The sequence below is a fragment of the Flavobacterium sp. TS_SC_5 genome (assembly GCF_056156265.1).
In genome coordinates this window covers 2,313,637-2,327,923 of sequence record NZ_CM149588.1, presented here as the reverse complement: position 1 = coordinate 2,327,923, position 14,287 = coordinate 2,313,637, and the positions used below count along the sequence as shown (strand labels likewise).

Annotated in this window: 6 protein-coding genes; 4 read left to right on the top strand and 2 right to left on the bottom strand. The window is 32.3% G+C overall.

The window, feature by feature from the left end:
• Positions 1–68 precede the first annotated feature (68 nt).
• Both AC0J6S_RS10315 and AC0J6S_RS10310 read right to left on the bottom strand, forming a co-directional pair.
• On the bottom strand, positions 69–3,383 hold the full coding sequence (locus AC0J6S_RS10315) for a chemotaxis protein CheB (RefSeq protein WP_474953729.1): 3,315 nt from the start codon (positions 3,381–3,383) through the stop codon (positions 69–71).
• Positions 3,384–3,809: 426 nt separating this feature from the next.
• Positions 3,810–10,154, bottom strand: a complete 6,345-nt coding sequence (locus AC0J6S_RS10310) for a PAS domain S-box protein (RefSeq protein WP_474953728.1) — start codon at positions 10,152–10,154, stop codon at positions 3,810–3,812.
• Positions 10,155–10,646: 492 nt separating this feature from the next.
• On the opposite strand from AC0J6S_RS10310, the gene AC0J6S_RS10305 reads away from it, so the two are divergent.
• From AC0J6S_RS10305 to AC0J6S_RS10290, 4 genes are all read left to right on the top strand, one after another.
• Positions 10,647–11,102, top strand: a complete 456-nt coding sequence (locus AC0J6S_RS10305) for a MarR family winged helix-turn-helix transcriptional regulator (RefSeq protein ID WP_474953727.1) — start codon at positions 10,647–10,649, stop codon at positions 11,100–11,102.
• Positions 11,103–11,116: 14 nt separating this feature from the next.
• On the top strand, positions 11,117–11,749 hold the full coding sequence (locus AC0J6S_RS10300; RefSeq protein ID WP_113666101.1) for an NAD(P)H-dependent oxidoreductase: 633 nt from the start codon (positions 11,117–11,119) through the stop codon (positions 11,747–11,749).
• Positions 11,750–11,795: 46 nt separating this feature from the next.
• Positions 11,796–12,365: a YceI family protein gene (locus AC0J6S_RS10295; RefSeq protein WP_474953726.1), complete on the top strand. Its 570-nt coding sequence runs from the start codon at positions 11,796–11,798 to the stop codon at positions 12,363–12,365.
• Positions 12,366–12,752: 387 nt separating this feature from the next.
• Positions 12,753–14,030 carry a hypothetical protein gene (locus AC0J6S_RS10290; RefSeq protein WP_474953725.1) on the top strand — a complete coding sequence of 426 codons (1,278 nt, stop codon included), beginning with the start codon at positions 12,753–12,755 and terminating at the stop codon, positions 14,028–14,030.
• The last annotated feature ends 257 nt before the right edge of the window (positions 14,031–14,287 follow it).

Genomic DNA, 14,287 nt, shown 5'->3' with positions numbered 1-14,287 from the left:
TTTAAATACTACTAATTTAATTGTCTGAAACTGGAAATTATGCAACCTATTGTAACTTACATACTATTCTATACTGCTATTTCATGAATAAAAAACTGAATGTTTTTTTGATTCCCGATAAAATATACTGTGCTGATAAATTCGATATTGATTCGCTTATTATTGCTTGTTTCAATTTCCTTGAAAATGGAATGAAACGATTTTTTTTGGCTTAATTCTGTAAAAGTAGACTTGTTTGGTATTAAATTTTTTAGAAATTCAACAGCCCAAACTTCTTTCCCAATAAAATTCTCTTTGGTTTCCCCTATCAAATCTGTAAAAAAAGGATTTATCGCATTGATCTTTCCTGTTTCACCTTCTACGAAAATAATTCCATCTTTCACTGATTCAAAAAGGTGCTTGTAACGGGTTTCGGCATTGACTAAAGCCTCCTGAACAAATACTCGATCCGAAATGTCACGGATAATACACTGAATGACTTTTTTATTATTTACTAAATAAACATTGCTGACAAACTCAACATTTATTTTTCTTCCTTTAGCGGTTTCGAGCGGCAAATTTTCATAGCGAATAAATTCTTTTTTTTGTAATTCTGAAAATTTGTCTTTATTAGTCACAATGTCTTTGAGTGAACCTATTTCCCAAATTGATTTTTCAATTAACTGCTCGTGAGAATACCCCAACATTCCTACTAAAAAAGGATTCACATCTATTATTTTACCCGTATCATAATTCAGAATCAAAATTCCATCTTTGGCTGATTCAAAAAGACGGCGGTATTGATTTTCTAGTTTTAGGGATTCCTCTGCTTTTTTGGCTGCGCTAATATCCGTAAATGTGATTACAAGACCATCTATACGATCGTCCAATGTACGATACGGCATAATTCGAACGTAATAATACCTGCCATCAACTGTTGCAACTTCCTTTTGAATGGGTGTCAATGTTTTGATAACTTCCAATGCATTACTAACCATTTCAGGATATTTCAAATCGCAAACTAAATCCGTGAAAGGTCTCCCGGTATCTGTTGCACGCAACTTGAATATTTTGGTTACCGGATCAGTAAATCGGCGTATATTTAATTCTTTATCTAAAAAAAGAGTGGCTATTTCAGTACTGTTGAGCAGGTTTTTCATATCATTATTGGCCTGTTCAAAATCGACTAATTTGCTTTGTAATTCGGTATTCACCGTTTGTAATTCTTCATTTAAACTCTGTAATTCTTCCTTTGAAGTAGTCAATTCCTCATTGGTAGATTGTAATTCTTCGTTCGTAGACTGCAGTTCTTCATTCGTGGATTTGAGTTCCTCCTGAGACGTTTGCATTTCTTCTCTCACGCTATTCAAATCTTCATTGCTGCGTTTCAGCTCTGCTTCTAATTCTTGTTGTTTAAGAGTCGCACTTTGTTTTCTTGATTTAGAAGTTCCTGAAACGGATTCGGTACTAGTTGGAATGTCTGTAAAAACAACCATAATCATTCCTTTTAGTGCATCTGGACTTTCTATTTGTTGCACCGTCAGATTGATAAAATGGAATCCTCCGTTTTCAACTATTTTTATATTATCAATATATGCCGGTTCGAAACTTTGCAACGCTTTTCGGAACGCTCCTGGCAGTTCATTACGCAAACCTTCGCGTGCCATCGCATGAACATTCCAGTTTGCTTTACCAGCTACAGGTTCTAAATATTTTCCGGTTCTGCCGGTAATGTATATGATATCACCTTTACTATTTACAAGTATGCTTGCAGGTGAAAAACGTTGCAATAAAATTTGATCCGTAAGGGTCTGTATGTTTTCAACGACCTTAGTTTCTTTCATAGTGTTAATGGTTATTCTTTTTGTTTGGGAATAAGAACTTGGAAAATTGGAGAACTCTGGAGAAACTGATTTTGAAATCCGTTTATAAAACTTCAGTTTAGAATCTACTACTTCAAATCCTTTGATGCTGCTTGCAACGGTCTCTGCAGTACCAAGCATCATTATCCCGCCCTGATTTAGGCTATAATTAAACAGCATTATTAATTTATTTTGTAATTGTGGCTCCATGTAGATCAACATATTACGACAAGTCAATAAGTCTAATTTTGTAAAAGGAGGATCTTTAGTAACATTGTGAGGTGCAAAAACTATCATTTCACGAATGAATGTATTTACGCGGTATCCGTCATTTTCAAGGGTAAAAAATTTAGTAATCCGTTCTGGAGAAATATCTTTTATGATACTGGAATAAAAAAATCCTTTTCGGGCTTTTTCAATAGACAACAGGTCTAAATCAGTAGCGAAAATTTGTAATTTTATACTTTTAGGAGGTTTTATTTTTGATAATGCTTCTTCAAAAACTATTGCTAGGGAATACGCTTCTTCACCCGTTGAGCAAGCTGGAACCCAGGCGCGCAACGTTTTACCTTCTGGAATATCTTTTAGCATATTCGGAATAATTTCTTCTTTGAGTTTATCCCAAACAGCGGGATCCCTAAAAAAGCTTGTTACACCAATTAATAGTTCTTTGAAAAGCAATTCAATCTCTTTTGGGTTTTCCTGTAAAAAACGCACGTAAGTTTGTATTTTATCAATGTGATGTATTCCTTTTCTTCTTTCAATGCGCCGCATTAAAGTACTTTTTTTATACATCGAAAAATCATGACCGGTTTGATCCCGCAACAAGATTATAATTTTGTCCAGACTGCTTTTGGTTTTGACAAGAAAATCCGATTCTGATTTAATTTCCGGAAAATAACGTAGCAAAGCCATCAGTTTAGCAGGTAATTCCTCGACAGGAGCAACAATATCGGCGATCACTGAATCTATAGCACTGCGAGGCATACTATCAAACTTTGCAGATACAGGATCTTGCACAACTACAATTCCATTTTTTTCTTTAATGGCTTTCAATCCTAAACTTCCATCGGAACCCATTCCGGAAAGAACAATACCAATACTTTTTTCCAGCCGATCCAGTGCTAAAGATTTAAAGAAAATATCGATGGGCAATCGCAAGCCACGAGACTCTTTAGGAACAAATAAATGTAATTTTCCGTTTAATAGTGATAAGCTTTTATTGGGTGGAATTACATAAACGCAATTGGGTTTTACTTGTAGTGCATCAGTTGCCTGATAAACTTTCATTGTTGTCATTCTTTGCAATAACTCTGGCATTATTCCAGTATGGGTTGGATCCAAATGCTGAATTACTACGAATCCTATACCACTATTGACGGGCATGTTTTTAAAAAATAACTCAAGTGCTTCCAGCCCACCAGCAGACGCTCCAATACCAATAATTGGAAAATCAGCGGCATCTGCATCCGATACCTTCAACTTTGGTTTCAAATCTAACACCGTACCTTCACCAAGGTTGGCTTGATTATTTTTTATCATTACAAATTTTGAATTTTCAATAACTATTATAAGATGAGTAGGAATGCTCTATCAAATTACTTCTTTTATTTTGAGTATTAATAAATGGCTAATTTAGTACGTTTTTAGCGGTTTGTTCCTTTAAAAAAAACAAAAAAATATCTCTTGCATCACAGAAACTAAATTTAATTTAACAACTGTTTAATAATTCTAAAAAAAGGATTGAAATAAAATATTCATAAAAATAAGCAATTTTCATAAATAGTGTCTTTTTTGTAAGGTTTGTATAATTAATTAACTGATAAGTAGTTAATACATGTTAAATTTAGTAAAAAAATGTGTTTTCACAAGTAAATTACATATTAAAAAAAATGAACAAAATTTTAAATTTTTTACATAAAAAAAGTGCCTAAATCATAAGACACTTTTATTAATCATTAAAATCTATTATTTTTTTTGCAGCCACATAAACAGCATTTGTTCTAAATCTGATTGAATAATTGGCTTAGGTAAATAACCATTCATACCTGCCTCCAAACACTTTTCTTTATCTCCAACCATAATTCCTGCAGTGATTGCAATTATGGGAATATGTTCCGCTCCTTTTAGCTGCCTGATTTCTTTGGTAGCTTGATAACCGTTTTTATTTGGCATCTGAATATCCATTAAAATAACATCCGGTTGCTCTTTTTTATACAATTCTACAGCTTCATTTCCATCTTTTGCTTCAATAATTATGCAATTTGAAATAATTTTTTTGACAAGTGTTCTAGCCAATAGCATATTGATTTTATTGTCTTCTACTATTAAAACCTTTTTATCTTCCAAAACAGTGACTGGAATTATTGCTGCGTTTTGAACTGCATCAGAAAGGAGTCGCTCTTTGTTCTTCTTATGATTTGTCTTTTTGAATTTAACAACAAAGTAGAAATCACTTCCATCGCCATGTTTACTAATTAATTGCAACTTACTGTTCATCAGGGCCAAAAGTTGATTCGATATTGCCAATCCTAATCCGGTTCCGCCAAATTTACGATTCGTTGAATTGTCTTCCTGAACAAATGAATTGAATATTTTTTCGTTGTTTACTGTTTTTATTCCCACTCCTGTATCTTTTACAGAAAACATAATTGTAGACCATTTCTTTTCGTTTGTTTCTATTTCGGTAATATCCAAACGAATTTCACCAAAATTGGTAAACTTAATCGCATTGCTTAATAGATTCACCAATATTTGTTTCAATCGCACGGAATCTGCCAGAACATATTGTGGAATACTTTTATTGATATCAAGAATTAAATCTATTTTTTTCAAATCAGCTTGATACTTAAACAAATTAATAACCTGATTTGTTAATTTGAAAAGGTTAATTTCTTCAATATTCAGTTCTAATTTTCCCGATTCAATTTTAGAAAAATCCAACACATCATTAACAATATCCATTAGTGAAATTGCGGATTCATTAACAGTTTTCATATATGCGGACTGATTCTTTTTTAGATTTGATTTCATCAACAAATGCGTGAAACCAATTATTCCATTCAGCGGAGTTCTAATTTCATGACTCATATTAGCTAGGAAATCAGTCTTTGCTTTATTTGCGGATTCAGCTAATTCTTTCGCTTTTACCAGCTCCATTTCCATCACTTTCTGTTCCGAAATATCAATAAAACTGATTACGATTTCATAAATTTCCCCATTTGCATCCACATCAGGATATCCATTTATTAAAAGCCAAACAACATCATTGATTATTGGTCGGCTTACGCCAAATCTAAAATTTTTGAGTGCTTTTTTGGTCGCGACAATTTGGTTTACAGGATATCTTTCAAAAGACATCACCGTATTATCTTCATTTAAGAAATTCCACGTCGCATCAAAAGCTGTAATTCCGCGCATTTGATCGTCCGTTAATCCCAACAATTCAGCTGCTTTCATATTATTGACCACTACGGAAGTGTCCGGTGCATGAACTACTATACCAGCATCTAGATTGTTCAACAAACCGCGGTATCGTTCCTCGCTTTTTAGCAATGCCCAATCGGATTTTTTGGCTGCTGTGATATCTCTTGAAAGACAAATGTAGTGCATTTCATCATCCTGACTTTCTTGCATAGGAGCGATAGAAAGTTCAAACCAATGCAAACCACTTGGTAACTCCAAAGAATACTGTCGGCCTGTTGAATATCCTTTTTCAGAAGCTTCCCGAATAGCAGAAATACACAAATTTGAAACATCCGGTGGCAATACTTCCGAAAATGTTTTTCCTAAAAATACTTCCCGAGGAAAAGCTAATAAATCATCTCGACGGGAATGGTAATTAAAAATTTTACCTTCAATATTCACTTCAAATAACAAATCCGGTAAAGCTCCAATTATGGCTTCCAGTTTTTTATTCATTTTCCTGAAATCATCCTCAGATTTTTTACGTTGGGTTACATCTCGAACAATGGCCACAATACGACCATCAATAATCATTTTGGCAGTAATCTCAACTGAAATTAATGTTCCATCACGATGCAACATATTACGCTCAATCAATGTTTTTTCCCCACCCAATAATTCCTCCAACATTATGGATCTTGATTTCAGCTCTTCTTTTGAATACAAATCCTGTAGATTTTTTGTACACAATTCTTCCTTTGAATAGCCTAACAGCAAACAGGCACTTTCATTTACTTCCAGTAAATCTCCGGAAACATTATTAATAAAAATAGCATCTGAAGCTTGTTCTACCAAACTGCGATACTTTTCTTCACTATTAATAAGCTGCTTCTTTATATTTTTCAATTCGGTTATCTCAGTTAAAGCACCATTCAACCGCAATGCTTTACCCGTTTCATCTCTAGAGATTACACCTCGGTCATAAAATATTCCATAACTGCCATCTGCCTTTTGAAAACGGAATTCATCTGACCACAAATTTGCAATTCCGGCATAAGAATCCTCTAATTTTTTAATCACTCGTTCCCTGTCATCCGGATGCACTCTTGATCGCCAAACAACACTGTTATTTTCTCCATTGGGTTCAATACTGCCAAAGCCTAAAAGATCTACAAAAGTTTGATTATTCCAACTTTCCCCCGTTGATAAATCCACTTCAAAAACTGCATCATTGGTGGCCGCAGCAATCATTTCGAATCGTTCATTTGCTTTTTTGACTTTCTCTTCCGCTTTTTTACGTTCAGTAAGATCAATTCCCATTCCTACCAAGCACCTTTTTCCTTCATAATCAATTACATGAGAACTAATATAATATGGAATTCTATTTTTATTTTTAGTAAAGAATTCAACTTCAATACCAGGTGATTTTCTTTCAAATACTGTTTTTATTCTTGTTTTAACTTTTTGCTTCTCTTCTCCATCAAAAAATTCTAGAGGATTCATTTGCCTGATTTCCTCATAATCATACCCAGTTACATCTTCAAAATTTTTATTCCATTTTAAAAAACTTCCTGATTCATCATAGAGATAAAAAATTCCCGGAAGATTATTAATTATCGATTCCGAAAGATTTTTTTCTCGCAGGATTATCGCTTCTGCATTTTTTCGTTCCGTAATATCAGTGATTGTACCTACGTAACCTACAATTTCATTTTTTATATTTTTTTCAGGTAACGCTTGTCCCATCACCCAGGAAACAGAGCCATCCTGACGCACAAATCGGTATTCAGACGATGAATTTTGTTTGTTGTTTGTAGCATTTTCCCAGCCTGTAAACAATGAATTTTTATCGTCCTCATGAACTGCTTTTAACCAACCATTTCCTAAAGCTTCCTGAAAAGACAAACCTGAAATTTGACACCAATGTGGATTGACAAACGTAGTATAGCCACTAGCATCAGTTCTAAAAATTCCTACAGGAGCAACATCAGTAAGCAAGTGATAACGCTGTTCACTTTCAAAAACTGCTTCCTCAGCCTTTTTTCTCAAAGCCTCTTTTTCAAAAACTTCTAATGCAAAAGACACATCACCTGTTGCCTCCTCTAACAATGCAATTTCTTCCGCGTCAAAAAAGTTTTTTTCATTAGCATAAAAAGAAAAAACGCCTATTACCTTTCCTGATTTTTTTATTGGCACCGCCATCGATGAAAGATAACCTCGTGATAAAGCTTCTTTGCGCCAAGGTTGCATCATTGAATCGTTTTCAATATCATTACAAATAACATATCGTGCTTCCCGCATTGCCGTTCCGGCAGGACCTCTTCCTTCAGGAATATCTTCTATGGAAATAGTTTTAATTATTGACAAATACCCATTATTCTCTCCAGCGATCATCTCCGGAATTAATTTTTTGGTTTTTTCATCGACAGTCCCAATCCAGACCATTCTAAATTTACCTAAATCCACCGCTATTTTACAAGCTTCTTCAAAAAGCGTTTTTTCATCAGTAATACGAACAATCATTTGGTTAATTTGACTGATGAACAAATAAAGTCGGTTGGCTTTGATCAGTTTTTGATCAGCTCTGATACGTTGCGTAATATCAGTAACAATACCGTGACAGATCACAGTTCCTTCCGGTTCAACTACCGGTAAAGAATTTACATCATGCCATACTAATCCTTTTTTGGGATGAAAATAGCGATATTCGCATTTTAAAGGAACTAATTTTGATTTTGTTTCGGCAACACTTTGCACAACGAAATCCAAATCATCTGGATGAATCAGTTGAAATATTTTTTCCGGATTATTCTCAATTTGTTTAAAAGTGAAACCGTAAATTTCCTCAATAGCCTTGCTGGTATAAGGATAAGATAGGCTTCCATCCTTATTTTGACGCATCGAATAGATTAATCCTGGTGAAGCGTCTGCAATTTTAGAAAACTTATCTCTTTCACTCAACAAAGTTTCATTTGCTATTTTGGTCTCCGTTATATCTCTTAAATTCGAAATAATTCCTCCAACGCTACTATCATCAATTTTATTATTTAAGATTCCTTGGAGCCAAATGTAATTCCCGCTTTTATGCTTAGCCTGAAATAGTACTTCAACAGGTTTACCAGGATTATCGATTGCTTTTTGTAACATCTGATTCAGATAATCTAAATAATCCGGGTGAAAATATTCATTTTTTAGAATTTTCTCAAATTCATCATCTGTGTATCCTGTAACACGAGCCGAAGATGGGCTTCGGAAAATAGTATTTATATCTTTATCAAAAACCGTAATAATACCATCATTGTTCTCAACCAAAGCACGGAATCGTTTTTCGCTTTCAACAATTTTCTGGTCTGATAATTTTTTTTCAGTTACATCCCTAAAAAAATTAGACAATCCATCAGGTGAGGGGTAAATATGGTTTTCAATCCACAAACCGCTTGAAGGGTAGAAAATCTCAACATAAACATATTCCTGTTTATTTACTGCTCGATGGCAAGCATTATAAAACTCTTGGTTAATAGATTCCGGAAATTCTTGCCAAATATTTTTTCCTATTATATCTTGAGGATTACGCTTCAGTATTTCACCTGCCATTTTGTTCATATAAGTATAACACCAGTTACTATCTAATGCAATAAAGGCATCGGTTATACGTTCAAAAGTATTAGTAAGTAACTCATTAGCTAGTTTAATATCGGTAATGTCTTTCACAAAACCCATAAATCGATTTTCAGAAAGTTTAACTGAGTCTATACCACTCCATCTAATTTCACCAGTTTTATGAACTGTTTTAAATTGTCCTTTTGATACTCCTTCTTTTTTTAATCTACTAAAACATGCCTCCAAATCTTCAATGGATTCTTGGTAGGTTAAATCCATCATCGAAAATGTCAAAAGTTCTTCTTTTGAATAACCCGAAATTAAAGTTACTGCATGATTTACTTCAACAAAGTTTCCGTTTTCATCCACAATACAAACCCCATCAGGAGCATTCTCTATATAATTCTTAAATTTAGCATTGCCTTCTTCCTCAATTAATTTTAATTTATATTCTACTACAGCTGCTTCTTGCTCTTTGATGGAATCTTCAACAATTTTTTTCTGGGTAATATCTTGTGTATTTCCTCTTAATGCATAAACATTTCCAGAGGTATCAAGCAGCGGAATTACAATTGCATGCAACCACTTATTACTATTATCTGATAAAATGACGTTTTGTTGTACTTCAAATTGCTCTTTATCGGCGATGGATTGATTAATTTTATTCTGAAAAAATGTAGCATCTTCTTCTGAAAAAAGATTCAAAAACTCCTTATATAAATTTTGGTCCGTTTTACTCTCGATTCCATAAATCGAATACAATTCCTCAGACCAAATCATTTTTTTATTCAATAGATTGAACTCCCAACTTCCCATTTTTGCAATTTGTTGTGCATGGTTTAATAGGTCTTCACTCTTTATTAACTTTTCTTGCGTACTTCTTATCTCGGTAACATCTCTTCCAATTGCATAAATATTTTCTACAGAAATAGCATTTGCAGTCCACTGAATCAGTACGAAATCACCATTCTTTTTTTTAAATCTGTTCTCAAAATTCATCGTTGGGTTTCCCATTATAAGACTTCCAATCTCTTGTAACGTTCTTTCAAGATCATCCGGATGCAGAATATGAAGAAAGGATTCCTGTAATAATTCTTCTTTTGAATATCCTAGAATTTTAACAAAAGCAGAATTAATCTCCTTGAAAAAAGCATCTGATCCCACAATACATACTAAATCATTAGACTCTTCAATAAAAAATTTGAAACTAGACAATGACGCTGCTTCTTGTGTTAACCGGTTTACTTCTAATTCTTGCTCCTTTAATTTAAGAAGTAGAGCTTCGTAAGATAGATTGGCTTTATTCATACTGGTTATATTCAAATAATTTTTAAATATAATAAATAATAGTCACAAAATAAATAGGACACTATTTCATAACTATTAAAACCCTTAAAAACAATATTTTAAATATAATTGTATTGCATTCATATTTAAAATCCAAAAAAATAAATCAATCCTTTTTACCAATAAACGAGAAAAAACCAAACTCTCATTTCAGTTTTAACTCTATTATTCCACCTCTTCTTGGATTCAATACTTGAAAAGAGAATAATTATGGTATATGTTTTTTTTATAATCAAAGAAAACAGGTTACTTAATTTCATTCAATTATTGAAGGCTAAATAAAATCAGTTAGCCACTTTTGAAAAAACAAACAACTGATTTACAATGAATAATGATTATCAAAGATCTCATTTACCACAGCTTTTTAAAATTTTAACAAAAAATTAATTTACATTTGTATATACAACTAAAATAATTGTTACATTTGTACCAACAAATTACATATATACAAATATGAAAATTGAAGAAATTTTAAAATCAACTGTGACAATGGATAATTCTAAAAAAATTATCCTAAATGTTTTATATACGCAAAACATAATTACAGATAATTTTAATGAAATATTAAAACCTTACGAAATTTCGGGAGAACAATACAACGTACTTCGAATCTTAAGAGGACAAAAAGGAAATCCGGCAAATATGTGGACCATTCAAGAACGAATGTTAGCCAAAACCAGTAATACAACGCGATTAGTAGATAAATTGTTATTGAAAGAATTAGTCACTCGGAAAGTATGTCCTGAAAACAGACGAAAAATAGAAGTGTTAATTACACAAAAAGGATTGGAAGTTTTAGCAGCATTAGATCCAAAAGTGATTGCTCACGAGCAATTTTTTTCAAAAAATCTAAATTCACAAGAAATAGACCAGTTAAATCAATTATTAGAGAAATATAGAAACCAATAAATAGTCAATACATTATGAGTACTTTTTTAGAAAATCAAAATTGGAGATACGCAACGAAAAAATTCGATGCAACAAAAAAAATAACTGCCGAAGATTTAAATACTTTAAAAGAAGCAATTCGATTGAGTTCTTCATCTTATGGATTGCAACCGTATAAGGTTATTATCGTTGAAAATCCAGAATTGAGAGCAAATATTCAACCGGCAGCTTGGGGACAATCACAAATTGTTGAAGCTTCACATTTAATCATTTTTGCTAATGAAACAAATCTTGATGATTTAGCTATAGATGATTATATCAAAAATATAAGTCAAACCAGAAATACTCCAATTGAAGCTTTAGCTGGTTATGGGGATTTTATGAAATCTAAAATTATTTCTCTTTCTGATGAAGAAAAAAATATTTGGACAGCAAAACAAACCTATTTAGCATTAGGAAACTTATTGAACGTAGCAGCAGAACTTAAGATTGATACTACTCCGATGGAAGGTTTTGTTCCTGCTCAAGTTAATGAAATATTAGGGCTTGACAAATTAGGTCTAAATGCTACTTTAATTGCAACTCTGGGTTACAGACATGATGAGGATGCAACTCAACATTACAAAAAAGTCAGAAAATCAAACGAAGACTTATTCATTACATTATAAATTACTAATTCAAAATCAAATATTAATTAAAATCAAATTTAAACAAATGAAAAATTTCAAATCAATCGCATTAGCATTAGTAGTAGTTTTATCTACATTATCCGTAACAGCACAGACTAAAAAAATCAACACTGCTGGAAGTACTATCAACTGGACAGGAAAAAAAGTAACTGGACAACATGAAGGAACTATCAATCTGAAAGATGGTGCTTTAATTTTCCAAGGAAAAAAATTAATTGGTGGTACATTTACTGTAGACATGAATTCAATCGTTGTTACTGATTTGAAAGCAGGTCAAGGAAAAGAAAAACTAGAAGGACACTTGAAAGCTGATGATTTTTTTGGTACTGATAAATTCGCTATGGCAACTTTAGTTTTCAAAAAAGTAGTTACGAAATCTCCAAATTTGTATACTGTAACAGGAGATTTAACTATTAAAGGAATCACTAAACCAGTAACTTTTGATCTTGCAACAACAGCAAACACAGCTACAACGAATGTAGTTATTGACAGAACAAAATACGATATTAAATATGGTTCTGGAAGTTTCTTCGACAGCTTAGGAGACAAAGCTATCAATGACGATTTCAATTTAGCAGTAGCTTTGAAATTCTAATTTCATCTCAGAAATACTATTTTAAAACCGTAACAAACAATTGCTGCGACTTTAAATCAATTAATAATCAAGCCCTTGTGTAAAACAAGGGCTTTTTTTATTTAAAATTTAATGTAAAACAACAGAATGAGTTTGGTTTAGAAATAATTGAATTTTAGATTATAAATCTTGAATTTGTAGGGCTATCAAAAATTTACATAATACATCCTATTGTAACATATCGTTAATATTCTATGCTTATTCAGTTAACACAACCTGCTTAATTTTGAAAAATAAATAAATGATAAACCTCCCAAAATGAATAATATGTTTTTTGTTGACCAAAAAACGTAATGTAAATCTTTAGAAATAAATACCTTTCAAATATTTCATTAACAAAATTTAATTATGAAAAAAATAATACTTATTCCAATACTCTGTTTGATCAATAGCATGACACTAAATGCCCAACAAATAAAAGGTATTATCGGAGACACAAATTGGATGGGTAATTGGACTAATTTTAGACCTACAGCTGCAGAGTACCCTGAGACTACAAACATTTTGACTGGTACAATTAATAGTGACCTTACACTATATAAGAAAAACACGTACTTATTGACAGGTGTTGTATACATCACAAATAATGCTGTTTTAACCATTGAACCAGGAACTGTTATTCGTGGCGATGTAGAAACATGTGGCACTCTGGTAATATCAAAAGGCTCTAAAATAATGGCAGAAGGCGAACAAACAGACCCCATTGTTTTCACTTCCAATAGAGAAATTTCTACCAGAAAACCTGGAGATTGGGGAGGTATTATTATAATGGGGGACGCTCCCATCAATAAAACTGGAGGAGTAGGATTTTTGGACTTTAATATAGACCCAATGGCAAACCATTATGGAGGACAAAATCAGGATAGCAATTCCGGGATATTAAAATATGTCCGTATCGAATTCTCCGGAAGGAAACTTAATGCTCTAAAAGAACTCAATGGCTTATCATTAGCAGGCGTAGGTAGAAAAACTAAATTTAATTTTATTCAAATCAGTTATTCCAATGATGATTCTTATGAGTGTTATGGTGGAGATGTAAATTTTGAGAATATTATTTCATTCAAAGCTACTGATGACGATTTTGATTTTACGCAAGGTGCACAATGCAATATTAGCAATAGTCTTGCAATTCGATATCCTTTTTCATCCGATATTTCTGGTTCGAGATGCTTTGAAATCGACTCTTTTGATAAAATTGAAAATGCAGATGTAACCAAAAAAATGACCAAAATAACAGCTAAAAATATTACTTTGGCAAATTTAGAAGAAAACAATCAAGGATTAGTTCGGGAAGCCATTTACATTAAAGACAACAGTTATTTTAGTTTAAATAACAGTGTTGTTTCAGGATTTAAAAATTGCATTTTATTAGAAGGTAAAATAGCTAATATTTCAGCTAATTTGGCAAAAATTAATTTACAAACAGTACTTATTAATAACTGTGATGGAGGTATTCAAAGTGAAATCCCAACTAATGATTCGGAAATAAAAAATTGGTATAGCAATGAATCCTTTTCTATTGAATACTCTAAAACAAGTCATACAGCATTATTCAAGGAGTCTAACCCTAAAAAAACTTTTGATTTTAGGCTAAAAGTCGACCCAACAGTCGTCAGTGACAATTAAAGTCTAAAGTCTTTCAAATTTTGAATGACCGAATTACTCTATTTTATTAATCGTAACATTCAGGATTGCTTTTTTTAAGGTTAGTATGTTTTTTTTGAGGTTATATTTTTTTTTAAATTCAAAGCTATAGATTTATTTAACAAAAATTCTTGGCTTTTAATGTTTTTTAACGCATTTTATGTTTGAATAATCGAATTTCATTTATATATTTGTTGCAACAAAATAAATCATGAAAACAATTTTAAACAATACTTGGT